The 24,431-nt window shown below is 71.6% G+C and carries 22 protein-coding genes; 5 read left to right on the forward strand and 17 right to left on the reverse strand.

Going from position 1 to position 24,431, the window contains the following annotated elements; all coding sequences use genetic code 11:
• Positions 1-11: 11 nt before the first annotated feature.
• From M8542_RS44870 to M8542_RS44890, 5 genes are all read right to left on the reverse strand, one after another.
• Complete coding sequence (locus M8542_RS44870) at positions 12-3,938, reverse strand: Pls/PosA family non-ribosomal peptide synthetase (protein ID WP_257926525.1); 3,927 nt, start codon at positions 3,936-3,938, stop codon at positions 12-14.
• A 265-nt stretch (positions 3,939-4,203) separates the two neighbouring features.
• Positions 4,204-5,673 carry a ribosome biogenesis GTPase Der gene (der, locus tag M8542_RS44875; protein ID WP_257926526.1) on the reverse strand — a complete coding sequence of 490 codons (1,470 nt, stop codon included), beginning with the start codon at positions 5,671-5,673 and terminating at the stop codon, positions 4,204-4,206.
• Between the two features lie 16 nt (positions 5,674-5,689).
• Positions 5,690-6,349 carry a lysophospholipid acyltransferase family protein gene (locus tag M8542_RS44880; protein ID WP_257926527.1) on the reverse strand — a complete coding sequence of 220 codons (660 nt, stop codon included), beginning with the start codon at positions 6,347-6,349 and terminating at the stop codon, positions 5,690-5,692.
• A complete protein-coding gene (gene cmk, locus M8542_RS44885) occupies positions 6,346-7,050 on the reverse strand; it encodes a (d)CMP kinase (protein WP_257926560.1) in 705 nt (234 codons plus the stop codon). The genes M8542_RS44880 and cmk overlap by 4 nt, the downstream gene beginning before the upstream one ends.
• A gap of 90 nt (positions 7,051-7,140) precedes the next feature.
• On the reverse strand, positions 7,141-7,686 hold the full coding sequence (locus M8542_RS44890) for a TetR/AcrR family transcriptional regulator (RefSeq protein ID WP_257926561.1): 546 nt from the start codon (positions 7,684-7,686) through the stop codon (positions 7,141-7,143).
• Between the two features lie 112 nt (positions 7,687-7,798).
• Here M8542_RS44890 and M8542_RS44895 point away from each other — a divergent pair, with 112 nt between their 5' ends.
• The 3 genes from M8542_RS44895 to M8542_RS44905 are packed head-to-tail and all read left to right on the forward strand — an operon-like array spanning position 7,799 to position 9,887.
• Positions 7,799-8,167: a DUF4267 domain-containing protein gene (locus M8542_RS44895; RefSeq protein ID WP_257926528.1), complete on the forward strand. Its 369-nt coding sequence runs from the start codon at positions 7,799-7,801 to the stop codon at positions 8,165-8,167.
• 36 nt (positions 8,168-8,203) lie between these two features.
• Positions 8,204-8,686, forward strand: a complete 483-nt coding sequence (locus M8542_RS44900) for a cation:proton antiporter regulatory subunit (protein ID WP_257926529.1) — start codon at positions 8,204-8,206, stop codon at positions 8,684-8,686.
• Between the two features lie 7 nt (positions 8,687-8,693).
• Positions 8,694-9,887: a cation:proton antiporter gene (locus M8542_RS44905; protein WP_257926530.1), complete on the forward strand. Its 1,194-nt coding sequence runs from the start codon at positions 8,694-8,696 to the stop codon at positions 9,885-9,887.
• A 109-nt stretch (positions 9,888-9,996) separates the two neighbouring features.
• On the opposite strand, the gene M8542_RS44910 is transcribed toward M8542_RS44905, so the two are convergent.
• The 7 genes from M8542_RS44910 to xerD form a co-directional block, all read right to left on the reverse strand.
• Entirely contained in the window at positions 9,997-11,838 is a 1,842-nt protein-coding gene (locus M8542_RS44910) for a Xaa-Pro dipeptidyl-peptidase (RefSeq protein ID WP_257926531.1), read from the reverse strand.
• Positions 11,839-11,890: 52 nt separating this feature from the next.
• A complete protein-coding gene (locus tag M8542_RS44915; RefSeq protein WP_257926532.1) occupies positions 11,891-12,643 on the reverse strand; it encodes a pseudouridine synthase in 753 nt (250 codons plus the stop codon).
• Positions 12,630-13,661 carry an SMC-Scp complex subunit ScpB gene (gene scpB / locus M8542_RS44920; protein WP_257926533.1) on the reverse strand — a complete coding sequence of 344 codons (1,032 nt, stop codon included), beginning with the start codon at positions 13,659-13,661 and terminating at the stop codon, positions 12,630-12,632. The genes M8542_RS44915 and scpB overlap by 14 nt, the downstream gene beginning before the upstream one ends.
• A complete protein-coding gene (locus M8542_RS44925) occupies positions 13,658-14,566 on the reverse strand; it encodes a segregation and condensation protein A (RefSeq protein WP_257926534.1) in 909 nt (302 codons plus the stop codon). Before M8542_RS44925 ends, scpB begins: the two co-directional genes overlap by 4 nt.
• On the reverse strand, positions 14,566-14,979 hold the full coding sequence (locus tag M8542_RS44930) for a cobyrinic acid a,c-diamide synthase (protein ID WP_257926535.1): 414 nt from the start codon (positions 14,977-14,979) through the stop codon (positions 14,566-14,568). Before M8542_RS44930 ends, M8542_RS44925 begins: the two co-directional genes overlap by 1 nt.
• Complete coding sequence (locus tag M8542_RS44935) at positions 14,976-15,947, reverse strand: ParA family protein (RefSeq protein WP_257926536.1); 972 nt, start codon at positions 15,945-15,947, stop codon at positions 14,976-14,978. The genes M8542_RS44930 and M8542_RS44935 overlap by 4 nt, the downstream gene beginning before the upstream one ends.
• 146 nt (positions 15,948-16,093) lie before the next feature.
• On the reverse strand, positions 16,094-16,996 hold the full coding sequence (gene xerD / locus M8542_RS44940; protein ID WP_257926562.1) for a site-specific tyrosine recombinase XerD: 903 nt from the start codon (positions 16,994-16,996) through the stop codon (positions 16,094-16,096).
• Between the two features lie 105 nt (positions 16,997-17,101).
• On the opposite strand from xerD, the gene M8542_RS44945 reads away from it, so the two are divergent.
• Positions 17,102-17,611, forward strand: a complete 510-nt coding sequence (locus M8542_RS44945; protein ID WP_257926537.1) for a DUF1707 domain-containing protein — start codon at positions 17,102-17,104, stop codon at positions 17,609-17,611.
• 190 nt (positions 17,612-17,801) lie between these two features.
• Here M8542_RS44945 and M8542_RS44950 read toward each other — a convergent pair whose 3' ends face one another.
• From M8542_RS44950 to M8542_RS44965, 4 genes are all read right to left on the reverse strand, one after another.
• The gene (locus M8542_RS44950) at positions 17,802-18,431 is read right to left on the reverse strand and encodes an NUDIX domain-containing protein (protein ID WP_257926538.1); all 630 of its coding nucleotides are present in this window, start codon (positions 18,429-18,431) and stop codon (positions 17,802-17,804) included.
• Complete coding sequence (gene pyrG, locus M8542_RS44955) at positions 18,428-20,128, reverse strand: CTP synthase (protein ID WP_257926539.1); 1,701 nt, start codon at positions 20,126-20,128, stop codon at positions 18,428-18,430. The genes M8542_RS44950 and pyrG overlap by 4 nt, the downstream gene beginning before the upstream one ends.
• A 149-nt stretch (positions 20,129-20,277) precedes the next feature.
• A complete protein-coding gene (locus M8542_RS44960; protein WP_257926540.1) occupies positions 20,278-21,438 on the reverse strand; it encodes an acyltransferase in 1,161 nt (386 codons plus the stop codon).
• Positions 21,439-21,664: 226 nt separating this feature from the next.
• On the reverse strand, positions 21,665-23,002 hold the full coding sequence (locus M8542_RS44965; RefSeq protein WP_257926541.1) for an aminotransferase-like domain-containing protein: 1,338 nt from the start codon (positions 23,000-23,002) through the stop codon (positions 21,665-21,667).
• A 63-nt stretch (positions 23,003-23,065) separates the two neighbouring features.
• Between M8542_RS44965 and M8542_RS44970 the strand changes: the two genes are divergently transcribed.
• Complete coding sequence (locus M8542_RS44970) at positions 23,066-23,677, forward strand: DJ-1/PfpI family protein (RefSeq protein WP_257926542.1); 612 nt, start codon at positions 23,066-23,068, stop codon at positions 23,675-23,677.
• Here the strand turns inward: M8542_RS44970 and M8542_RS44975 are convergent.
• Positions 23,650-24,330 carry a GntR family transcriptional regulator gene (locus M8542_RS44975; RefSeq protein ID WP_257926543.1) on the reverse strand — a complete coding sequence of 227 codons (681 nt, stop codon included), beginning with the start codon at positions 24,328-24,330 and terminating at the stop codon, positions 23,650-23,652. The two genes, M8542_RS44970 and M8542_RS44975, sit on opposite strands and share 28 nt — an antisense overlap.
• Positions 24,331-24,431 lie beyond the last annotated feature (101 nt).

Genomic DNA, 24,431 nt, shown 5'->3' on the forward strand with positions numbered 1-24,431 from the left:
GACCTTCTTGCCTACTTGCCCGTCCACGCGGAGATCGGGTTGCCCAGCCAGCGCGTGTCGGCAGGCACCTCGTCGCCGCGAGTCACCAGCGAGCCCGGGCCCACCGTGGTGCGCGCGCCGATGCCCGCGCCCGGCAGCACGATGCCGTGCGGGCCGAGCGTCGCGCCCTCGCCGAGCGCCACGCGCGACATGCTCATGATCCGGTCGTGGAACAGGTGCGTCTGCACGACGCAGCCGCGGTTGATCGTCGCGCCGTCACCCAGCTCGACCAGGTCGGCCTCGGGCAGCCAGTACGTCTCCAGCCACACGCCGCGGCCGATCTTGACGCCCATCGTGCGCAGCCACGCGCTCAGCAGCGGGGTGCCGCCGACCGAGCCGATCAGCCACGGCACCGCGAGCGCCTCGACGAACGTGTCAGCCAGCTCGTTGCGCCAGACGAAGGAGCTCCACAGCGGGTGGTCGACCTCGCGGAACTTGCCGACCAGCAGCCACTTCAGCACGGTCGCGGTCAGCGCCGCGACGATCCCGGCGGCCAGCAGGGCCGGCCCGGCCAGCAGCAGGGCGACGCCGAAGCCGTACGCGGAAGCGACCCACAGCAGCCCGAACGCGACCGACACGGTCAGCGCGACCCCGCACATCACCGGGATGATCCGGCACAGCTCGACCAGCGCCCGCGCCGCCTTGAGGTGCAGCGCCGGGGTGTAGGTGCGGCTCGTGTCGGCCTCGCCGACCGCGCGACGCACCGGCAGCGGCGGCATGCCGAGGTACGACGAGCCCTTCTTCGCCTTCAGCGGCGTCGAGGACAACACACCCACGAGTCCGCGCTTGGGCACCGAACGGCCGGGCGCGGTCATCCCCGAGTTGCCGAGGAACGCCTGCTTGCCGATCCGCGCCGGGGCGACGTGCAGCCAGCCGTGGCCGAGCTCGTAGGTGGCGACCATGGTGTCGTCGGCCAGGAACGCGCCGCTGTCGACCTTGGTCATCTTCGGCAGCGCGAGCACGGTCGACGCCTCGACGTTGCGGCCGACCTTCGCGCCGAGCAGCCGCAGCCACACCGGCGTGAACAGGCTGGCGTACAGCGGGAACAGACCTTCGCGGGCCATGCTCATCAGGCGCTCGGTCGCCCAGACCTGCCACGCGACGCGGCCGTGCACCGGGTGGTAGCCCTCGACCATGCCGACGCTCAGCGCCCGGACGCCGACCAGCACGAGCAGCATGTACGCCAGAAAGTACGCGGCCGTGGCGACCGGCACGAAGACCATCGCCTGGACGAACGCGTCGAGGAGCGTCGGGGCGCCGGCGATCGCGTAGCCGAGCACGGCGACGCCCGCCAGCGCGGCGATGCCGGGCAGGAACCCGAGCAGCAGCGAGGTCGCGCCGTAGACGGTGGCCCAGAAGTGCGACCGCGGCGGGCGGCTCGACGGCCACTTCAGCGCGTCACGCTCGTCCTTGGAAACGCGCGCCGCGGGCGAACCGGCCCAGCGCTGCCCGGCCGGGACGGCGCCGCGGACGGTCGAACCGGCCGCGATCTCCGCGCCCTTGCCGATGCGCACCCCGGGGAACAGCGTGCTGCGCGCGCCGATGCGGGCTTCCGCGCCGACGCGGACCTTGCCGATGTGCACGACGTCGCCGTCGACCCAGTGGCCGGACAGGTCGACCTCGGGCTCGATCGCGGCGCCGCGGCCCAGCTTCAGGAAGCCGGTGACCGGCGGCGGCGAGTGCAGGTCGACGTCCTTGCCGATCCGCGCGCCGAGCGCCTTCGCGTACGTCGTCATCCAGGACGCGCCGGCGACGCTGTCGGCTCCGGAGAACTCGGCCAGCTTCTCGGCCGTCCACAGTCGCAAGTGGACACTCCCGCCGCGCGGGTAGGTGCCCGGGCGGACGCCCGAGAGCAGCACGCGCGAGCCACCGGCGGCGATCGCGATCCGGCCGGCCGGGCTGAACAGCACGACCCAGGCCAGGCCGAGCCACGCCCAGTTGAGCGTCGGCGCCCAGGTGACCCCGAGCAGCGCCATCGTGTTCGAAAGCGCGGCGGCGAGCGTCGCCCAGCGGAGGCCGACCAGGCCCATGAGCGGGACCATCAGCAGCGTCTGGACCACACCGGCGCGACGCGGGGTCGGCGCGATGTCGCGGCGTTCGGTGGCCGCGCCGCTCAGCGCGTCCAGCATCGCGGCCAGCGCGCCCAGCTTCGGGTGGGCGTAGACATCGGCGACCGACACCTGCGGGTGCCGGGTGCGGATGCGGGCGACCACCTGCGCGGCGGTCAGGCTGCCGCCGCCGTGGGTGAAGAAGTCGGCCTTCGGGTCGTCGACCGACACACCGAGGATCTCGGCCCAGCCTTCGGCGAGCCACGTCTCGGTCGGCGACAGCCCGGTGGCGTCCACAGTGGACAGCGGCCACGGGAGGGCGTTGCGGTCGACCTTGCCGGAGGTGCGGGTCGGCAGGTCTTCGACGACGGCCAGCAGCGGCACCAGCGCGGCGGGCAGGTGCTCGCGCAGCCGGTTCGCGGCGTCGTCGTGGTTGAAGGGCTCGTCGCCGGGGACGACGTAGCCGACGAGGACCTGGTTGCCGGCCTTGGTGCGCCGGATCGCGGCGGCCGCGCCCTGCACGCCCGGCAGGGCCTGCAGCGCGGCGTCGACCTCGCCCAGCTCGATGCGGCGGCCGCCGAGCTTGACCTGCTCGTCGAGCCGGCCGAGGAACAGCAGGCCGTCTTCTTCGGCGCGGACCATGTCGCCCGAGCGGTAGGCGCGCTGCCAGCCCAGCGACGGCAGCGGCGCGAACTTCTCGGCGTCCTTCTGCGCGTCGAGGTAGCGGGCCAGGCCGACACCCCCGATGACCAGCTCGCCGGTCTCGCCCATGGCGACCGGCTCGCCCTCGTCGTTGACCACGGCGAGCTGCCAGCCGGCCAGCGGCAGGCCGATCCGGACCGGGCCCTCGCCGGTCAGCTGCGCGGCGCAGGCGACGACGGTGGCCTCGGTCGGGCCGTAGGTGTTCCAGACTTCGCGGCCTTCGACGGCGACGCGCTCGGCCAGCTCCGGCGGGCACGCTTCGCCGCCGAAGATGAGCAGGCGGACGTCCTCGAGCGCGTCGGCGGGCCACAGCGCGGCCAGCGTCGGCACGGTCGAGACGACGGTGATGCGCTGCGCGACCAGCCACGGGCCGAGGTCGACGCCGGTGCGGACCAGCGCGCGCGGCGCCGGCACCAGGCAGGCGCCGTGGCGCCAGGCCAGCCACATCTCTTCGCAGGAGGCGTCGAAGGCGACACTCAGGCCGGCCAGGACGCGGTCGCCGGGACCAATGGGCTCCTCGGCGAGGAACAGCTCGGCCTCGGCGTCGACGAAGGCGGCGGCACTCGCGTGGGTCACCGCGACGCCCTTGGGCTTGCCGGTGGAGCCGGAGGTGAAGATGATCCACGCGTCGTCGGCCGGGCCGGGGACGCCGTCCCGCCCGCCCGGGGTGCTGTGGACGTTGATCTTGCCGTCGGTCGCGACCGCGGCGACCTGGGCCTCTTCGAAGACCAGCTCGGCGCGCTCGTCCGGGTCGTCCGCGTCGACCGGCACGTAGGCGGCGCCGACGGACAGGGTGGCGAGGATCGCGACGTACAGCTCGGCGGTGCCGGAGGAGATCCGGATGCCGACGCGGTCGCCGAGGCCGACGCCGTAGCCGCGCAGGCGGCGGCCGTAGGCGTCGATCTCCTCCAGCAGCCGGCGGTAGGTCAGGACGGTGGTGCCGTCGTCGATCGCGGCGGCGTTGGGGTGCCGCTCCGCGGTGGTGGCGACGATGTCGAGCAGGGTGCGCTCGCTGGCGCCGAGGCCGGACCAGAACAGCGCCCGGTCGGCGACCGGGGTGGTCGAGGGCGCGTGCGTCACTTCGGCGACGCACGCGAGCGGCGCGGTGATTTCCGCGGCGGATTCGGCGGGTTCGATCGTGACGGTCATCGGGCGTTCACCTCGACCGGAACGAAGACGTGCAGGGACGAACTATGGGCGCGCAAGCCCATCACTCACCTTCCGCGAGCCTCACCGGGCTTGCACTCCTGAATGAGGCGCCCGCAACGACCCTCCACCATACTCGCAGATGAAGGAAACATATCTTCGAGATCACGACGGAGTGTCGGACCTCACCAAGACCGCCCTGACCAGCGTGATCCAGGTCGCACCGAGCGGACCACGCCGGCCGGACGTCAGCTGGGACGTCAAAAACTCACCGGGACTTGGCGGGCCTGGCCGCTTTTCCGCCGACCTTCGGCTTCGCCTTCTTTTCCCGGACACGCACATTCACCCGAACGGGGCTGCCGGTGAAGCCGAACCGCTCACGGAACTTGCGTTCGATGAACCGGCGATAGCCCGCTTCGAGGAATCCGGTGGTGAACAGGACCAGCGTCGGCGGCCGAATGCCCGCCTGCGTCGCGAACAGCACCTTCGGCTGCTTCCCGGAGCGGACCGGCGGCGGGGTGGCCGCGACGAGGTCCGACAGCCACGCGTTGAGCTGGCCGGTCGGCACCCGCTGGTCCCACGAACCCAGCGCCGTCCGCAGCGCCGGCGCGAGCTTGCGCACCGAGCGGCCGGTCAGCGCCGAGATGTTGACCCGCTCGGCCCACGGCACGCGGACCAGGCCGCGCTCCAGCTCGCGGACCATCGCGTGGCGGCGGTCCTCGTCGACGAGGTCCCACTTGTTGAACGCCAGCACGCAGGCGCGCCCGGCCTCGACGACCATGGTCAGCACCCGCAGGTCCTGCTCCGAAAGCGGCTCGGCCGCGTCGAGCAGCACGATCGCGACCTCGGCCGCGTCGATCGCGGTCTTGGTGCGCAGCGAGGCGTAGTACTCGGCGCCGGCGGCGAAGTTGACGCGCTTGCGCAGGCCCGCGGTGTCGACGAACCGCCAGGTCTCGCCGTCCAGCTCGACCAGCGAGTCGACCGGGTCGACGGTGGTGCCCGCGACCGAGTCGACGACCGAGCGCTCCTCGCCCGAAAGCTTGTTGAGCAGGCTCGACTTGCCCACGTTCGGCTTGCCGACCAGCGCGACGCGCCGCGGCCCCGACGTCACGGCGCCGCCTTCGCGCGGCGACTCGGGCAGGGCCTTGAGGATGGCGTCGAGCAGGTCGCCCGAGCTGCGGCCGTGCAGGGCGCTGACCGGGTGCGGCTCGCCGAGGCCGAGCGACCACAGCGACGCGGTGTCCGCGAGCAGGCGGTCGTCGTCGACCTTGTTGGCGGCCAGCAGCACCGGCTTCTTCGAGCGGCGCAGGACGCGCGAGACGGCCTCGTCGGTGGCCGTGGCGCCGACCGTGGCGTCGATCACCAGCAGGACGGCGTCCGCGGTCTGCATGGCGAGCTCGGCCTGGGCGGCGACGGAGGCCTGCAGCCCGGTCGCGTCCGGCTCCCAGCCGCCGGTGTCGACCAGGGTGAACTTGCGGCCGCCCCAGTAGGCGTCGTAGGCGACGCGGTCGCGGGTCACGCCCGGCACGTCCTGCACGACGGCTTCGCGGCGCCCGAGGATGCGGTTGACCAGCGTCGACTTGCCCACGTTCGGGCGGCCGACGACGGCGAGCACCGGCTGCGCGAGCGCGGCCTCTTCGGCCAGCTCGGCCGCCTCGATCTGCGCGTCGAGCGCGGCGAACTCGGTCTCCTCGGACCAAGTGCCGTCGACTTCGCCGATGCTGTCCAACTCTTCCATCACTACCCAATTTCCCTTACGGCGTAGCGAATCCGTTTTCGCTACGCCAATCGTCCAAAGTCTTCACGAGCGCCGCGAGCTCGCCGCGCAGCTCTTCGGTGCCCTGGTCGAGCCCGGTCTTGCCGGGGCCGACCTTCGGCGTGAACGGCTCCCCCACGAGGATGTCCACGCGCGGGCGCCAGCGCCGTCTGCCGTCGGCCGGCTTGCGGGTCCCCCGCGTCGCGACCGGGAGCACGGTCGCGCCGGAGGCCCGGACCAGCCAGGCCGCGCCGCGTTCGGCCGCGCCGACGTCGCCCGCGCCGCGGGTGCCTTCGGGGAAGATCCCGACGACACCGCCGCCCTTGAGCACGCCGACCGCGGTGAGCAGCGGCTTGCGGTCGATCTCGCCGCGCTTGAGCGGGATCTGCCCGATCGCTCGGAAGAACTTCCCGACGAGCCCGGTGAACATCTCGGCTTTGACCAGGAACGCCGAACGCCGGGGAAGCATTCCGAAGATCAGCTGCGGTTCGATCATGGAGCTGTGGTTGGCGATCACGAGCACCGGCCCGGTGGCGGGCATGCGCTCCCGGCCGTGCACGCGGATGCGGAAGGCCGACCGCAAATGGTACCGGCCGAAGATCCGGCCGGCGTCGTGGAGCCAGCCGACGGAGCCTTCCGGCAGTCCGTCAGCTTTCATCGCGCCACTTCTTCTTTGCAGTCCGCCAGGATGCCGCGGTGGCTGGCCAGCTCGCTGAGGGCGACGATCACCTGGTCGATCGACAGTTCCGAGGTGTCGACGTGCACGGCGTCGTCGGCCTCGCGCAGCGGGGAGGCGGCCCGGGTCGAGTCGAGGTGGTCGCGGCGCTCGACGCTGGCCAGCGCGTCGGCGACCGACGACTTGCGCCCGGCGGCGGTGTCCTGGGTGCTGCGGCGCGACGCGCGGACGTCGGCGGAGGCGGTGAGGTAGACCTTGAGCGGCGAGTCCGGCACCACGACGGTGCCGATGTCCCGGCCCTCGACGACGATGCCGCCGCGGTGCCCGACGACGTCGTCGATGATCCGCCGCTGCCGCGCGACCAGCAGCTCACGCACGTGCGGGACCGCCGAGACCGGCGAGACGGCCTTGGTGACCTCGGGCCCCCGGATGTCGGCGGCGACGTCGTCCGCGCCGAGGCGGATCTCGGGCCGGTCGGGGCTGGTGCCGATGCCGAAGTCGGCGGTGTCGGCGACCCGGGCGACGGCTTCGGCGTCAGCGGGATCGACCCCGGCGCGCAGCACGGCGAGGGTGACCATCCGGTACATGGCGCCGGTGTCGAGGTAGCCGGCCCCGAGCCGCTGGGCGAGCTTGCGCGCGACGGTGGTCTTCCCGGTCCCCGACGGGCCGTCCAGCGCGACCACACCACGTAGGGCTCCCGTCACCGGCACTCTCCTCGCGTTCTCGACATGGCTGGGCCGACCCCCATTCTGCCGGTCGGGGTGCGGAGGAGATCAGTCGCCCCGCGTGCCGAAGCGCTCCACCACGAGCGCGAGGCGCTCGTCACGGTGGACCGGGGACAGCCGATGGCCCCGGTCCAGCATCACCAGCCCGTGCAGCGTGCTCCAGAACACCTCGGTCAACGCGCCCGCGTTCCGCTCGTCCGCCGTCGGCTGGATGACCGCGAAGAGCTCCTCGAAGCACGCCTTCATCACGTCCGGGGTGTCGTCCTGGGCGAACCGCAGTTCCGACGCGTGCGTGAACATCGCGTCGTAGAGGCCCGGTTTCACCTCGGCGAAGGCCACGTACGCCTCCGCCACCCCGCCGAGGCCGCCGGGGCGGGCCGCCACCAGCGTCGCCGCCAGCTCGGCGAAGCCCTCCAGCGCGGCAGCCGCCATGATCGCGTCCTTGCCGCCGGGGAAGTGGCTGTAGAGCACCGGCTGGCTGTACTCGATCAGCGCCGCCAGCCGCCGGGTCGTGACGGCGTCCCAGCCTTCCGCCTCGGCCAGCTCCCGGGCCGCGGTGACGATCCGCTGGCCGCGCTCGGTCCGGTCGCGCACACGCCGTTGTCGCTGGGTCATACGTCACACGCTAGCACTGCTAGACAAACTAGCGCCGCTAGATTAGCGTTGCTAGCAATCCTAGCGATGCTAGAAAACTGGAGGGAACACCATGATCGTCGCCGGTTACGTCCTCGTCGGGCTCGTCTCGCTCGGGATCATCTACGTCGGCCTCAACTACCTCTTCGCGCCGGCCAAGATCGCCGCGGGCTTCGGCTTCACCGAAGTCCCAGAGAACGCCCAGACCTTCCTCAACGTCAAGGGCGGCCGCGACATCGGCGCCGGCCTGGTCCCGCTGGCGCTGCTGGTCTACGGCGACCCGCACGCGCTGGGCTGGGCCTTCCTCGCCGCCGCGCTCTGGCCCGTCTTCGACATGCTGATCATCCTGCGCCACCGGGGGAAGAAGGCCATCGCGTTCGGCGTCCACGGCCTGACCGCCGTCGTGATGGTCGTCGCGTCGGTGCTGCTCCTGCTCGGCTGAACGTCGCGAAACGGACACGTGGGTTACGGTGGTTGGGTGAACGTCGAAGTAACCCCTCTTCCCGGCATCGGGGTCCGCAAGGACTTCAGCACCCGTACCGGCCGCCGCATCGGCGTCGTGTCGCAGCGGGACGGCCACACCGAGCTCATCGTGTCCAAGTCGGACGACCCGGACGCCTGCGCCGCCTCGATCCCGCTGACCGCGGACGAGGCGGGCACGCTGGCCAACCTCCTCGGCGCGCCGCAGCTGGTCGCGCAGCTCACCGAGGAGCACCAGGACCTGCCGGGGATCAGCACGAAGCAGCTGCCGATCAAGCCGGCCGGGCCCTTCGACGGGCGCACGCTCGGCGACACGGCGATGCGCACGCGCACCGGCGTCTCGGTGGTCGCGGTGGCCCGGGCGGGGCAGGTGCACCCTTCGCCGACGCCCGACTTCGCGCTCACCGGCGGCGACCTGCTGGTCGCCGTCGGCACGAGCGAAGGCCTCGAGGCCGCCGCCAAGATCCTGAAGTACGGCTGAGCCGACCATGGACCACACCGCACTGTCCCTGATCGAACTGGGGGCGGTCTTCTTCGTGCTGGGCGCGCTCGGGCGCCTGGCCGGCAAGATCGGCCTCTCCCCCATCCCGCTCTACCTGCTCGGCGGCCTCTGCTTCGGCTCCGGCGGGCTGATCCCGCTGACCGACATCGGCGGCTTCACCCACCTGGCCAGCGAAATCGGCGTCGTGCTGCTGCTGTTGCTGCTGGGCTTGGAGTACTCCGCGGCCGAGCTGTTCACCGGCCTGCGCCGGTCCTGGACGGCCGGGCTGCTCGACATCGTCCTCAACGCCGCCCCGGGCGCGGCCGTCGCGCTGCTGCTGGGCTGGGGCCCGGTCGGCGCGATGGTGATGGCGGGCGTCACGTACATCTCGTCGTCCGGGATCGTCGCGAAGGTGCTGGGCGACCTCGGCCGGCTCGGTAACCGCGAGACGCCGGTGGTGCTGTCGATCCTCGTGTTCGAGGACCTGGTGATGGCGCTCTACCTGCCGATCCTGACGGCGGTGCTGGGCGGCGTCTCGTTCCTGGGCGGCCTGGAGGCCGTCGGGATCTCGCTGCTGGTGATCACTGTGGTGCTGGTGATCGCGCTGAAGTTCGGCCGGTACGTCTCGGCGGCCGTCGACAGCCCGGACCGCGAGGTGTTCCTGCTCAAGGTCCTCGGCGCGGCGCTGCTGGTGGCGGGCCTGGCCTCGGCGATGCAGGTGTCGGCCGCGGTCGGCGCGTTCCTGCTGGGCATCGCGATCTCGGGGTCGACGGCGGAGAACGCGACGCACATGCTCGAGCCGCTGCGCGACCTGTTCGCCGCGGTGTTCTTCGTGGTGTTCGGCCTCAACACGAACCCGGCGTCGATCCCGCCGGTGCTCGGCTGGGCGATCGTGCTGGCGGTGGTCACGACGCTGACGAAGGTCGGCACCGGCTGGTGGGCCGCGCGCCGTCAAGGCATCGGGAAGATGGGCCGGGCGCGGGCCGGAGCGGCCTTGGTGGCACGAGGCGAGTTCTCGATCGTCATCGCGGGCCTGGCGGTGACGGCGGGCGCGGTCAAGGGCGAGCTGGCGGCGTTGGCGACGGCGTACGTCCTGCTGATGGCGATCCTCGGCCCGACGGCGGCCCGGGTGGTGGAGCCGATCGCCCGCGCACTGCAACGAAAGTCGTCCACCCGGACAGCACCGGCCGAAGCAAGCTAGCCCGGTCCAGAGCGCCCCAATGTGGCGTTGGGTGCATCCAACGCACCCAATGTGGCGTTCGGTGCGTCCAACGCACCGAGCGCCACATTGGGGCGCATGGGGGTCTGGGTCAGCGCAGGTCCGCCCGGCCCGCCGACGGCACGTGCGCGCCGCCGCCCGGGGTCGGGTGGGTGGTCGCCGCCGGGACCACTCCCGCCAGCGGGACCGATGCCGAGGTCCGGGCCAGGTCCAGCGTCACCCGGCCCGGCTGGGCCGGCCCGCGGATGAAGCTGCCGTCCGTGCCGCCGATGATCAGCGCCAGCGCGTGGCCCTTCGGCACCACGTGGTCGGTCGAGGCCAGCCGGAACGTCATCGAGTACGCCGTCCCCGGCGTCAACGGGCGTTCCTGCGACAGCGACGCGTAGTTCGCCAGGTCCGCCCAGCCGCGGCTGAGGATCGTGTAGTTCACCTTCTTCACGTCCGCCGACGCGATCTTGTAACAAGCGTCGTCCCCGGACGTCGACGAGCCCCAGCAGTTCTCGGTCGTCCCCGTCTTGATCCCCTCGCCGCTGCCGGCGAAGTTGCGGATCGTCGCCGGGCCGAGGTCCACCAGCAGCGCCGAAAGCCGGGCCGACGCCGTGCTCGGCGTCGCCGTCACGGTGACCGACGTGGTCCCGGAGACCTGCAGGTCCGAGGCCAGCGTCCCGGTCGAGTAGGTCAGCGCCGCGCTGCCCGGGTTGGTCACCCAGGTGTCTTCGCCGAGGTTCGGGTTGTCGGTGAACGACGCGGTTCCCGACGCCGCCGACGTGCCGAGCGTGCCGCCGGTGTGCGGCCGCAGCGTCGTCGCCACGGCGTTCGCCGCCGGGTAAGCGCTCTGGTCGGCCCACTGGTCCGGCTGCCGCTCGACGCTCGCCTGCGGCCCGTTCTGCACGCCGTTGTCCACGCCGAGCAGGTAGTGGTCGAACCACCGGTGCAGCAGGTCGACCCAGGCGGAGCGGCGGTAGTCGAACGGGTCGACGTGCCCGGTCTGCGACAGCCAGATCTTCTTCTCGACCTTCAGCCCGGCCCACCACTGTCCGAAGTGGATGGTCTTGACGTTGAGGTCGTTGACGCCGTGGGAAAGCAGTACGCTCGCCCGCACGCTGCCCGCGTGCGCCGCGTAGTCGCGTTCGGCCCAGAGCGGCCCGTAGTCGCCGTTGGCCGTCGCGCCCTGCCGGAGGAGCTGGTTCTGCGCCGAGCAGTTCTGCCCGCTGTTGCGCGCCTCGACCGTCTGCGCCAGCCCGTCCGGGTTGAAGCCGAAGGTCGCGCCGTCGGAGCGGTAGTAGTCGTACCAGGAGCTGATCGCCGAGATCGGCACGATCGTCTTCAGCCCGGCGACACCGGTCGCCGCGACGCCGTTGGCGATCGTGCCGTCGTAGGACTTCCCGATCATGCCGACGTTCCCGCTGCTCCACCCCGCGGTCACCGCGGTGCCGCCGGTCTTCGCGCTGTAGCCGGTCGCGCGGCCGTTCAGCCAGTCGACGACCTTGCGCGCCGAGTCGACGTCCGAAGTGCCGCCGACGTCGGCACAACCGGCCGAGCGGTTCGTCCCGGCCAGGTCGACCAGCACCGCGGCGTACCCGCGCGGCACGAAGTAGTTGTCGTAGAACAGCGGGAACTTCACCGGTTTCCCGGCGCTGTCGTAGGTCTTGAGCTCGCTTTCGTTGCCGCGCCCGCAGCAGGAGTAGTACGGGCTGGCGTCCATGATCACCGGCACGCCCGAGGTCAGCTCGCTCGGCCGCACGATGTCGGCGGCGACGCGGTCGGGCCTGCCGTCGCCGTCACCGTCGTGGCCGATGTCGACCCAGACGGTTTCGCGGATCGCCTTCGCGTAGTCGTAGACCGGGTCGCTCGCCGCGGGGGCCGCGTGCGCCACCCCGGGGAGGAACGACGTGAAGAGGACGAGCGCGAGCAGTGCCAGACCGGATCGCATGCGTCAACGCTGGCAGTGGCGGCGGTCTCGCGCCACGGCGGAAAGTCGGTTGTTACAGCTCCACGTTGCGGTAGAGCGCGCCGACCTCGCCCTTGGTCAGCCGCCGGATCGAGCCGACGCGCTGGTTGCCGAGCTGGACGTCGCCGACCGCGGTGCGGACCAGCTTGAGCACCGGGTGCCCGGTGTCCTTGAGCAGGCGGCGCACGATGTGCTTCTTGCCCTCGTGGATCACCAGCTCCACCAGCGACTTTCCGGAGTGCATGTCCTTGACCCGGAACTGGTCGACCTTCACGATGCCGTCCTCGAGCTCCCAGCCCTTGCGGAGCTCCTTGCCGAGCCCGCGCGGGACGAGGCCGTCGACCTCGGCGAGGTAGGTCTTGAGCACCCGGTAGGACGGGTGCATCAGCCGGTGGCCGAGGTCGCCGTCGTTGGTCAGCAGCAGCAGGCCCTCGGTGTTCTCGTCGAGGCGGCCGACGTGCACGACACCGGGCGTCTCCTCGTAGCGGCCCATCAGGTACTCGCCGACGCACGGGCGGCCGCGGTCGTCCGACATCGTCGAGTGGACGCCCTTGGGCTTGTTGAAGGCGAGGTAGATCAGGTCGTCGCGGAGGTTCACGCGGGTGCCGTCGACGTGGATGACCGCCTCGTCCGGGTGCACCCGGCGGCCCAGCTCGGTGACGATCTGGCCGTCCACCTCGACCCGGCCGGCCGCGATCAGGTCCTCCGCCGCGCGCCGCGAGGCAACGCCGGCCTGCGAGAGCACCTTCTGCAGCCGGACGCCGTCGGGGTGTTCACTGGATGTCATCGATGGAGTCCACTTCGGGTAGCAACGGAGCGATGGCGGGCAGGTCGTTCAGTGACGACAGCCCCAGTCGCTCCAGGAACAGCTCGGTCGTCACGTACAGCGTGCCGGTCGTCTCGGGGTCGGTGCCCATCTCTTCGATGAGGCCTCGCGCGAGCAGCGTCCGGATCACGCCGTCCACGTTCACGCCGCGCACCGCGGCGACCCGCGCACGGGTCACCGGCTGCCGGTACGCGATCACGGCGAGGCTCTCCAGCGCGGCCCGGGTCAGCTTCGACCGCTGGCCGTCGAGCAGGAGCTTCTCCACGAACGGGGCGTAGACATCCCTAGTGTAGAACCGCCACCCCTCACCGACGCGCCGCAGGTCGATCCCGGAGGTCCGGTCGGTGAACTTCTGCGCCATGGTCCGCAGCGCGACGACGACCCGCGCCTTGGGCTGCCCGACGGTCTCGGCGAGCGATTCCTCACTGGCGGGCGAGTCGACGACGAGGAGAAGGGCTTCGAGGGCGGCTTCGAGCGCCTCGTCGGTGGTGACGTCGGGCAGGGAGTCGACATCCCCGGCGGCGACGAGATCGGACTCGGGATCGGCCGCATCGGACTCCACAGGGGCGGAGCTTTCACGTGAAAGCTCCGCCTCGGCTTCCGACTCCGCGGGAGCGGCACTTTCACGTGAAAGTGCCGCCTCGGGCTCGGGCTCGGGCTCGGGCTCGGGCTCGGGCTCGGGCTCGGGCTCGGGCTCGGGCTCGGGCTCGGGCTCGGGCTCGGGGGCAGCTTCCGCGACGGGCTCAGCGGCAGCCTCGTCGGCCGGCTCATCTTCGGCGGCAGCCGTCTCCTCGACCGGAGCTTCATCGGCAGGCGCGACTTCAGCCGCCCCCGTGGCAGGCTCGACGACCACCGTCTCCTCGGCCGGCGGCTCCACCGGCGAGCCGTCCTCGTCGACCGGCTCGCCGGACAGGGCCTCGTCCAACGCCAGCTCCGCCGCGCCCTCGCCCGGCTCCGGTGTCTTGTCTTCGGGGCTCACCCGTACTCCTCTTCGTCTCCGGCGGCGCGGTCCAGCTCGGCCGCCGCGGAGGCTTCTTCCTTCGACCCGCCCGTCCAGCGGACGTGCAGCTCCTCCAGGGCCTCGGTCTGCTCGAACTGGACCGTCGCCTCGCGGTAGAGCTCCAGCAGCGCCAGGAAGCGCGCCACGATCTCCACCGTGTGCTCGCAGTCCTCGACCAGCTCGCCGAACGTCGCCTCGCCGCGTTCGGCCAGCTTCACCCGCAGCAGAGCCGCGTGCTCGCGGACCGACACGCGGCCCATGTGGATGTGCGCGATCGACACCGTCGGCGGCGGCTTCGGGCGGAACACCGCCACCGCGATCTCGGCGAACTTCTGCGGCGTCACACCCAGCATGACCTCGGGCAGCAGCCCGACGAACCGCTCCTCCAGCGCCACCGACCGCGGGTAGCGCCGCAGCGCACCCTGCTCCAGCTCGCCGAACAACGCCGCCACCTGCTTGTACGCGCGGTACTGCAGGATCCGCGCGAACAGCAGGTCGCGGGCCTCGAGCAGGGCGAGATCGTCTTCGCTCTCCACCTCGGCCGACGGCAGCAGCCGCGCGGCTTTCAGGTCCAGGAGCGTCGCCGCGATGACCAGGAACTCCGTCGTCTCGTCGAGGTTCCAGTCGGTGCCCAGCGCCCGCGTGTAGGCGATGAAGTCGTCGGTGACCCGGTGCAACGCCACCTCGGTGACGTCGAGCTGGTGCTGCGAGATCAGCTGCAGCAGCAGGTCGAACGGCCCTTCGAAGTTGGCCAGCCGCACCTTGAACTTCGACGTGCTCAGTTCCTCGGTGTTCAGGCCCTCGGGGATCATCCCGCCGTGCACTGTCTGGTGCTCTTCGGGAACCTCGTCCGCCGGAGCCGGTGCCGGGGAAGGCTCGTCCATCAGCCCTCGGTTTCGCCGCCGTCTGAGCCGACCACCCGCAGCCGCTGCACCAGCACCGACTCGTCGCCGTTCTGGTCGAAGTCGGCCAGCAGCACCGCGACCGCCTCGCGCACCAGCCGGCCGCGGTCGACGACCAGGTCGTGCTTCGCGCGCAGCGTCAGCCGGGCCTGCTCCATGGCCACGAGCTCGTCTCCGGAGACGTACACGGTGATCTTCGCGTCGTGCTTCGTGCGGCCCGACCCGTGCGGGGCCGCGCTGCGGGAGAGCTGCTCGCCGCGGCCGTTGCCCGCGGGCTTGGGCTTCTCGGCGGGCTCGGCGGGCGCGGGCGGCGCCTGGGCGGGGAGGTCGAGAGCGGGGCTGGAGGTGATGCGGAAGAGTTCCGACGCTCCGGGCAGGGAGGCGCGCCTGCTCACCGAGCGATCACCTCGCGAGCAAGCTGACGGTACGCCGCCGCGCCGGCCGACTTGGGCGCCCAGGTCGTGATCGGCTCACCCGCGACCGTCGTCTCGGGGAACCGCACGGTGCGGTTGATGACCGTGTCGAACACGGTCTCGCCGAATGCCTCCACCACGCGAGCCATGACCTCCTTCGAATGCAGGGTTCTCGGGTCGTACATGGTGGCGAGAATCCCGACTATGTCCAGTTTGGGGTTGAGGCGTTCCTGCACCTTCTCGATGGTGTCGATCAGGAGGGCGACGCCTCGCAGACTGAAGAACTCGCACTCCAGCGGGATGATCACGCCGTCCGCGGCGGTCAGCGCGTTCACCGTGAGCAGGCCGAGCGAGGGCTGGCAGTCGACAAGAACATAGTCGTAGTCGTTCATGACCGGACGAAGGACCCGTAACAACGTGTGCTCGCGCCCTACCTCAGCGACGAGCTGGACCTCCGCGGCGGACAGGTCGATGTTGCTCGGCAGCAGGTCAACGCCGTCGACGCGGGTTTTCATGAGCACGTCGGTCGCGGAGACCGACCGCTCCATGATGGCGTTGTAGACCGTGTGGTCCAGTTCGTGCGGCTGGATGCCCAGGCCGACCGCGAGCGCGCCCTGCGGGTCGAAGTCGACGAGCAGCACCTTGCGGCCGTACTCGGCCAGGGCGGCGCCCAGGTTGATGGTCGACGTCGTCTTGCCGACGCCGCCCTTCTGGTTGCACATCGCCATGATCTTGGCCGGGCCGTGCTTGTCCAGCGGGGCCGGGTCGGGGTGCTCGCGGATCGGGCGGCCGGTCGGCCCGATGCCCTCGAGCTTCACCTTCTTGCCGTTGCGCTCCTGCGGCTCGTCGCCGTCGTGGATCTCCGGCGTCGCGATCTTGACGTCGTTGAGGTTCGCCGCCGCCGACCCGGCGGACTCGGCCGGGACGGCCGGCTGGTTCGGTGTCGACATGGCGAGAAGACTCCTTGTTCGTCGCGTCCGACGCAGCCTATGCGCGGAGCCGGAGCCCCGGCAAAGCAACGCGCCGGACCCGAGGGGGCAATGTCACTCGACCGTCGGTGCAGCGTAGGAAGGCCCTTGGAGCTCTATAGGGCCATCTAGCCCAACGCCCGCGGGTGCGCCGTGGCGTACACCTCGCGCAGGGTGTTGACCGTGACCAGCGTGTACACCTGGGTCGTCGTCACCGAGGCGTGGCCGAGCAGCTCCTGCACGACCCGGACGTCCGCGCCGCCCTCGAGCAGGTGCGTGGCGAAGGAGTGGCGGAGCGTGTGCGGCGAAACCCCGGCGGTGATGCCCGCCCGTTCGGCGGTGTCCTTGAGGACCTGCCACGCGCTCTGCCGCGAAAGCCTGCTGCCGCGGGCGTTGAGGAACAGCGCCGACGTGCCCCGGCCGTGCGCGGCGAGCGCCGGTCGCGCCCGCACGGTGTAGGCGTGCAGCGCGGCGAGCGCGGGACGGCCGATCGGGACGAGCCGCTGCTTGCCGCCCTTGCCGTCGAGCAGGACGGTGCGTTCGGTGTCGTCGACGTCGTCGACATCCAGCCCGACGGCCTCGGAGATCCGGGCGCCGGTCGAGTAGAGCACTTCCAGCAGCGCGCGGTCGCGCAGCGGGCGTTCGCCGTCCGGCGGCGGGGTCTCCAGGAGCCGCAGGACGTCGTCGACCGGCAGCGCCTTGGGCAGCCGCTTGGCCGGCGTCGGCGGGCGGACCTCGCGGGCCGGGTTGTGCTCGGTGAGGCCTTCGGCGTGGGCGAACTTGTGCAGCCCCCGCACGGCGACGAGCGCCCGCGCGGCCGAAGACGCCGCCAGGGGCCGGTGTTCTTCGTCGCCTTCGCGCAGCGCCGCGCCGAAGGAGGTCACGTGCGCGGGGGTGACGTCGACGACCTTGCCGATGCCCGCGCCGTCGAGGTGCGCGGCGTACCGGCGCAGGTCACGGGCGTAGCTGTCCAGCGTGTTGCGCGCGGTCCCGCGTTCGACGACCAGGTGGTCGAGGTACGCGGCGATCACGCCGTCCGTGCTGCCCGCGGCTACCACGCGGGACACCTTAGGCCGCCCGGGGCTCGTGACCCGGCAGAAACCCCGTTCTCAGCTTCACGCGGTTACCTTGGACTCATGGAGTCGGACGCGCTCCGCATCGGCACGGCCGAGCGGGAGGAAGCGGCGAGACTGCTCGCCGACCACTTCGGCATGGGCCGCATCACGCCGGACGAGTACGAGACGCGGGTGACGGACGCCTACGCGGCGGTCACGGTCGCCGACCTGCGCCCGCTGTTCGCCGACCTGCCGCAGCCGCACCCGGGGTTCCTCGGGCCGCCGCCGGCGTACGCGCAGACGACGATGCAGCTGCCGGCCTACTCCCCGAACCCGTACGCGCCGCCGCCGGCGCCGATGCCGTACCGCCCGGTCGGTTACTCCTACCGGTCCAAGACGGTGGCCGGGGTGCTGCAGATCGTGCTGCCGTTCGGCGCGGGCCGGTTCTACACCGGCCAGATCGGCCTGGGCCTGCTCCAGCTGCTGGTCGTCATGGTCACCGGGATCGGCATCGTCTGGCCGATCATCGACGGCATCACGCTGCTGGCCAACGGCGGCCTGGACGCCCAGGGCCGCCCGCTTCGCCCCTGACCCGAGCGCCCCAATGTGGCCTTGGTTGCGTCTGACGCACCCAAGGGCCCCTTCGGTGCGTCCGACGCACCGAAGGCCACATTGGGAGCGCGCCCGAGGCTCCCGGAGGCCACGACTCAAGCGCCCCAAGGTGGCGTTGGGTGCGTCCAACGCACCCAACGCCACATTGGGGCGCATGGAACCCGGGCGGTCAGGCTTGCTTGCGCTTCGCGAACGCCGTCGGGCGGTCCTCCCACGGGGCGTCGGCCGGACGCGCCGAGCCCGCGCCGGTGAGCACCGCGTGCGTCGCCAGCACCCCGGACACCGTCGCGCCGTTGAGCAGCTCGCCCGCCAACGCCATCCGGACCGCCTCGGCGAGCGGGAACTTGCGGACAACCAGGTCGGCCTCCTCGTCCCCGAGCACGTCGCGGTCCACATCGGACAGTCCGCGGGCCAGGAAGACCCGCACCACCTCGTCGGTGAACCCGGGCGACGCCGCGACGTCGACCAGGGTCACCCAGTCCGCCGCCGCCAGGCCGACCTCCTCGACCAGCTCGCGCTTGGCCGTGCCGACCGGGTCCTCGCCGAGGTGGTCGATCAGGCCGGCCGGCAGCTCCCACAGCCGGTGCCCGATCGGGTGCCGGTACTGGTGGATCAGCGTGACCTGCTGCTCCTCGTCCAGCGCGACGATCGCCACCGCGCCGAGGTGCTCGATGACCTCGCGCACGGCGGTGTGCCCGCCCGGCATCACGACGTCGTCGACCCGCAGGCCGACGACGCGTCCGATGTGGACGTCCCGGCTGGACGCGACGCTGAACTCGTGCTCGCCCGGCGCGGTCACCGGGCGGCCACGGGGGCTTCGGGCAGCTCGACCGGCAGCCGCTCGGCGACCTTGCGGTCCACCACGGCCTTGACGAACGCGCTGAACAGCGGGTGCGGCCGGGTCGGGCGGCTCTTGAGCTCGGGGTGCGCCTGGGTGCCGACGAAGAACGGGTGCTTGTCGGCCGGCAGCTCGACGAACTCGACCAGGCGGTCGTCCGGCGAGGTGCCGGAGAACACGAGCCCCGCGTCCGAGAGCTGCTTGCGGTAGCTGTTGTTCACCTCGTAGCGGTGGCGGTGCCGCTCGGACACCTCGGTGGTGCCGTACGCCTTCGCGACCTGCGAGCCCGGCTTGAGCTTCGCCGGGTACGCGCCCAGGCGCATGGTGCCGCCCATGTCCCGCTCCCCCGCGACGACGTCGCGCTGGTCGGCCATCGTCGAGATCACCGGGTGCTGGGTGTTCTCGTCGAACTCCGACGACCCGGCGTCCTTGATCCCGGCCAGGTGCCGGGCGCCCTCGATGACCATGCACTGCAGGCCGAGGCACAGCCCGAGCAGCGGCACGCCGCGGGTGCGGGCGTACTCGATCGCGCCGACCTTGCCCTCGATGCCGCGGATGCCGAACCCGCCCGGGATCAGCACACCGTCCACATCGGACAGCACGGACGCCGCGCCGGACGCGGTCTGCGCGTCGTCGGAGGCGACCCAGACGATCTCGACCTTGGCGCGGTGGGCGAACCCGCCCGCACGCAGGGCCTCGGTGACCGACAGGTAGGCGTCGGGCAGGTCGATGTACTTGCCGACGACCGCGATCCGCACGACCTCGTTCGGGTTGTGCACGCGGTCGAGCAGGTCGCCCCACACCGTCCAGTCGACGTCGCGGAACGGCAGCCCGAGGCGGCGGACGACGTAGGCGTCGAGCGCCTCGCCGTGCAGCACCTTCGGGATGTCGTAGATGGACCGCGCGTCGGGGCAGGCGATGACGGCCTCGGTGTCGACGTCGCACATCAGGCCGATCTTGCGCTTGAGGTCCTCGGGGATCTCGCGGTCGGCCCGGCAGACCAGCGCGTCGGGCTGGATGCCGATGTTGCGCAGCGCGGCGACGGAGTGCTGGGTCGGCTTCGTCTTCAGCTCGCCCGAGGGCGCCAGGTACGGCACCAGCGAGACGTGCAGGAAGAAGCAGTGGTCGCGGCCGACGTCGTGGCGGACCTGGCGGCAGGCCTCCAGGAACGGCAGCGACTCGATGTCGCCGACCGTGCCGCCGACCTCGGTGATGACGACGTCCGGCGACACGCCGTTCTCGTCCGGCTCGGCCGCGGCGGTGATCCGGGACTTGATCTCGTCGGTGATGTGCGGGATGACCTGCACCGTGTCGCCGAGGTACTCGCCGCGGCGCTCCTTGGCGATCACCTCGGAGTAGACCTGACCGGTCGTGACGTTGGCCTTGCCGTCGAGGTCGCGGTCGAGGAAGCGCTCGTAGTGCCCGATGTCGAGGTCGGTCTCGGCGCCGTCGTCGGTGACGAACACCTCACCGTGCTGGAACGGGTTCATCGTCCCGGGGTCGACGTTGAGGTACGGATCGAGCTTCTGCATCGTGACGCGAAGCCCGCGCGCGGTAAGGAGCTGACCGAGGCTGGAAGCCGTGAGTCCCTTACCCAGAGAGGAGGCGACGCCTCCGGTGACAAAGACGTACTTGGTAGCCCGTGACTGAAGTCCCACGGGCCGCCAGCATATACCGAGCCCGCGGATCCGCGCGTTGTGACTCGCCCTTAGCCTCTTTCGGGGGGTCCGCGGGGGCGGAGCCCCCCGGCGGGGTGCGGGGCTCGGCCCCGCAAGACACTGTGCTCCCGACCACCCTTCGGGGTGATTCAGGCGGTGGCCTTCACACGGACCAGACGCGGTCGTCCGGTGAGCGCTCGGCTACCCGGCAGGCGCCGCAGCACCTCGACGATCAGCACGGTCAGCGTCAGCGTCGCGACGTAGATGATCGCGCTCAGCCACGGCGCGCCGAACCGCTCGGCGACGTGCGGGATCACCGGGCCGAGGAAGGCCAGCGCCAGCGGGTGGACCAGGAAGACGCTGAACGACCGGTTCGCCGCCCAGGACACCAGCCTGGCCCCGCGCCCACCCTCCCGGCGGCGCCCGGACCACCAGGTCGCGAACGCGTAGATCGCCGCGATGACGGTGAGGAACCACGGGATGAGGTAGGGCTGGAACGGGTCGCTGGCCACCTGCGGGAACGTTCCACTGTGGACAGTGCGCAGGTAGTACCACTCGGTGCCGGCCAGCACCGCGACGAGTGCGCCGCCGAGCAGCAGCCGGTGCCGGCCGACCCAGGCGTGCACGGTCTCGAAGTGCATGGCCACCACGGCGCCGAACAGTGTGTAGAACTGGTACGGCACCACCGTGGCGTAGAGGTGGGTGACCGTCTCGTAGCTCACGCCGAACCACTGGTACGTCATGAAGAGCGTGACGACGACCTGCACGGCCCCGCTGCCGAGCAGCAGCCACTTGTGCTTGCCCTCGGTCGCCCGCAGCAGCTTCATGATCCACGGGAACAGCAGGTACACCTGCATGGTCACCAGCAGGAAGTACAGGTGGTACCAGGCCCCGCCGGTCACCAGGTCCGTCAGCAGCAGGCGCATCGACGCCTCGAGCGAGCCGGGCTGCTGCGTGCCCGTCACCAGCGAGAACGCCCAGAAGAACATCGTCCAGGCCAGGTACGGCGTCGCGACCAGCGGCAGCCGCCGTCGCCAGAAGTCGCCGGGGACGATCTCGCGGCCGCGGTTCTGGAACACCAGCACGAACCCGGTGAGCGCGAAGAACGCCTCCCGCGTGAAGTGCAGCGGGGTCTCGACGGCGTTGGCGCCGACGTCCTGCGCGAAGTTGGTGGCGCCGACCACGTGGATGAGGATCACGCAGGCGAAGGTGACCAACCGGAAGAGGTCGATCTGGTGCAGGTACGGCGCTTTCCCACCCGGTCTCGGGGTCCGGGCAGGAGCTTCGAGAGTGGCCTGGGCAGTCGTCATCGTGCCGCCGTTCCGGCACCTTCGTCGGCGTGGTTCACGTTGTCAGACTTGCCACCCATTCTGTGAATTTCCCATGAAGGCACTGGGAAGCGCCTGTTGGCAGAGCTCCGGCGGGCTGTTGGATATGCCACGTCCGCTCAAGGGGCGGGGAGCCTGCGATCATGTTAACGCGTGAGTTCTCCGGTACCGAGAGTGAGCTTCGTCATCACCCTACCGGCGGCCTCCCTCAGCGGTGCGCGTCCCCCTCCACCTCTTCGCGGACCGCTTCGAGTGCGCTGCGTAACGCGCCGAAGCCGACCGAGCCGAGGGCCAGCCGGAGCGCCTGCGGCACGGCCGGCGTCGTCGCGAACGGCTCGGCGGTGGAGACCGCGACCCGCCGCCGGGCCAGCGCCGCCACGATCCGGTCCGGACGGGAGTCCCGGGCCAGCGGCAGCCACCGGAAGTACGCCGAGGGGTGCCCGACCCACGGGAGGCCGGCCAGCACCTCCGAAGCGAGGGCCTGCCGCCGCCGCGCGTCGTCGCGCTTGCGCTCCTCGAGGCGGTCGACCGTGCCGTCGTCGAGCCACCGGCGCGCGAGGGCCGTGGTCAGCGCGGGGGTGTTCCAGGTCGTGGCCCGGATAGCGCTCTCGAGCGCCGGGACGTGCGTGATCGGCGCGGCGGCGAACCCGAACCGCAAGCCGGTGGCGACGCTCTTGGAGAGCCCCGACACGTAGACGGTGCGCTCCGGCGCGAGCATCGCCAGCGGCGGCGGCGCGGCCACGGCGAGGTAGGCGTACGAGCCGTCCTCGACGATCGTCGCGTCGTGCTGCCGGGCGATCGAGACCAGCCGGGCGCGCTGGTCGCCGTCGAGCACCCAGCCCAGCGGGTTGTGCAAGGTCGGCATCGCGTAGATCGCCCGGACGCGGCGACGGCGGCACAGCCGGTCGAGCGCGTCGAGGTCCGGCCCGGCGGCGGTCACCGGCAGCGGCGCGAGCTCCAGCCCGAGCGTGCGCGCGAGCACCCGGAAGCCGGGGTAGGTGACGGCGTCGACCGCGACGACGTCCCCGGGCCGGAACAGGGCCATCGCCGTGACGGCCAGGCCGTGCTGGGCGCCGTCGACGATCAGGACCCGCTCCCGGCCGGTCTCGAGCCCGCGCCGGCGCAGGTGCCGCGCGACCGCGGCCCGGTCTTCGGCCCGCCCGCGATGGGGCTGGTAGCGCAGCAGCGCGTCGAGGTCGCCGCCCGCCGCGAGGTCCCGCAGCGCCTCGCGCACCAGGCCGGCCTGGCCGGGCACCGACGGCGAGTTGAAGCTCAGGTCGACGGCGTCGGCCGCGACCGTGCGTTCGTCGGCCCACTCGCCGGCCGCGGCCCCGAGGTCGCGGACGAACGTGCCCCGGCCCGGTTCGGAGCTGACCAGCCCCATCGCTTCCAGCTCGGCGTACACGCGCGACGCGGTCACCACCGCGAGGCCTTCGTCGGCGGCCAGCCGCCGGTGGGTGGGCAGCCGCGTGCCCGCCGGCCACCGCCCGCCGCGCAGCTGCGCGGCCAGCGCGTCGACCACCGCTTTGTACTTCGGCTCCCGCATGCCGGAATTGTAGGCAGGACAATTTGTGGACTGTCCTGGATCGACCGGCCTAGCGTGCCGATCATGCACACCGCGATCCTGACCTTCGACGGCTACAACGAACTCGACTCGCTCATCGCGCTCGGCGTCCTGAACCGGGTGCCCGGCTCCCGGGTGTCGATCGCGAGCCCGTCACCACGGGTGACGTCCATGAACGGCGTCACGATCGACGCGATGATCGACCTCGAAGAAGCGTGCGCCGCCGACGCCGTGATCATCGGCAGTGGCGCGAAGACCCGCGAAGTCGTCGAGGACCCGGCGATCATGAGCGTGCTGCGCGGGCTCGACCCGGCTCGCCAGCTCCTCGGCGCCCAGTGTTCCGGCACGCTCGTGCTCGCGAAGCTGGGCCTGCTCGACGACGTGCCCGCCTGCACCGACCTGACGACGAAGCCGTGGGTGCTCGCGGCCGGCGTCGAAGTGCTGAACCAGCCGTTCTTCGCGCGCGGCACGCTCGCCACCGCGGGTGGCTGTCTCGCCTCGACCTACCTCGCCACCTGGGTTCTCGCGCGGCTGCACGGCCTCGAAGCCGCCGAGCACGCGATGCACTACGTCGCCCCGGTCGGCGAGAAGGAGGACTACGTCGCTCGCGCGCTGCGCAACGTCACGCCCTACCTCGAGGCGCCGATCTCCGTCTGATCGGAACCGAACAGCTCCTTCAGCGTCACTTCGCGGTTGACCCGCACGTGCTCGATCGCGTACGCCTTCGCGCGCTCCGCGTCGCCCGACGCGATGGCGTCGTAGAGCCGGCGGTGTTCGTCGAGCAGGTCGGCCCAGTGCTCGTTCTGGCTGGTGAGCCAGCGGATCCGGCCCTGCAGGGGCTGCAGCATCGTGGTGAGCAGCGCGTTGTTCGCCAGGGCGACGATCTCGTCGTGGAAGCGCGAGTTGAGCACGGTGATCCGGGCGGCGTCACCGCGGGCGGTGGCCCGGGCGGCGTCGGCGAGGACGCGGTCGAGGCGCTTCAGCTCGGCCGCGTCCGCCCGGCCCGCCGCGAGTCCCGCGGCCAGCCCTTCGAGCGCCTCCCGGACGTCGAACAGCTCCTCGACGTCGACCCGCGCCAGCTGCCGGACGACGATCCGGCGCGCCGACTGCTCGACGAGGAAACCCTCGGCTTCGAGACTGCGGATCGCCTCGCGGACGGGCACCCTGGACACGCCGAGGTCCTCGGCCAGCTCGCGCTCGACCAGCCGGTCACCAGGGCGGAGCCGGCCGGTCAAGATCCGTTCGCGCAGCTCGTCGCGCACCCGCTGCCGGGTGGCCGCGAGGGGCTGCCGCTCGCTCGCCGTTGTCACCGACTCCCCCTCCTCAACACGGTCGTAACACGAGTTTACGGACTGGAGGGTTGACGGCGGCGGACCTGAGGGTGATATTTGGGATGCCAAATTTTGGTATC

This window comes from Amycolatopsis iheyensis (genome assembly GCF_024703995.1).
GTDB classification, from domain to species: Bacteria; Actinomycetota; Actinomycetes; order Mycobacteriales; family Pseudonocardiaceae; genus Amycolatopsis; species Amycolatopsis iheyensis.

What these genes read in the sequence shown, in the direction of transcription:
- M8542_RS44870 (WP_257926525.1), bottom strand. Translation starts at nt 3,938, where the DNA reads ATGACCGTCACGATCGAACCCGCCGAATCCGCCGCGGAAATCACCGCG.
- der (WP_257926526.1), bottom strand. Translation starts at nt 5,673, where the DNA reads ATGGAAGAGTTGGACAGCATCGGCGAAGTCGACGGCACTTGGTCCGAG.
- M8542_RS44880 (WP_257926527.1), bottom strand. Translation starts at nt 6,349, where the DNA reads ATGAAAGCTGACGGACTGCCGGAAGGCTCCGTCGGCTGGCTCCACGAC.
- M8542_RS44895 (WP_257926528.1), top strand. Translation starts at nt 7,799, where the DNA reads ATGATCGTCGCCGGTTACGTCCTCGTCGGGCTCGTCTCGCTCGGGATC.
- M8542_RS44905 (WP_257926530.1), top strand. Translation starts at nt 8,694, where the DNA reads ATGGACCACACCGCACTGTCCCTGATCGAACTGGGGGCGGTCTTCTTC.
- M8542_RS44910 (WP_257926531.1), bottom strand. Translation starts at nt 11,838, where the DNA reads ATGCGATCCGGTCTGGCACTGCTCGCGCTCGTCCTCTTCACGTCGTTC.
- M8542_RS44915 (WP_257926532.1), bottom strand. Translation starts at nt 12,643, where the DNA reads ATGACATCCAGTGAACACCCCGACGGCGTCCGGCTGCAGAAGGTGCTC.
- M8542_RS44925 (WP_257926534.1), bottom strand. Translation starts at nt 14,566, where the DNA reads ATGGACGAGCCTTCCCCGGCACCGGCTCCGGCGGACGAGGTTCCCGAA.
- M8542_RS44935 (WP_257926536.1), bottom strand. Translation starts at nt 15,947, where the DNA reads ATGTCGACACCGAACCAGCCGGCCGTCCCGGCCGAGTCCGCCGGGTCG.
- M8542_RS44945 (WP_257926537.1), top strand. Translation starts at nt 17,102, where the DNA reads ATGGAGTCGGACGCGCTCCGCATCGGCACGGCCGAGCGGGAGGAAGCG.
- M8542_RS44960 (WP_257926540.1), bottom strand. Translation starts at nt 21,438, where the DNA reads ATGACGACTGCCCAGGCCACTCTCGAAGCTCCTGCCCGGACCCCGAGA.
- M8542_RS44965 (WP_257926541.1), bottom strand. Translation starts at nt 23,002, where the DNA reads ATGCGGGAGCCGAAGTACAAAGCGGTGGTCGACGCGCTGGCCGCGCAG.
- M8542_RS44970 (WP_257926542.1), top strand. Translation starts at nt 23,066, where the DNA reads ATGCACACCGCGATCCTGACCTTCGACGGCTACAACGAACTCGACTCG.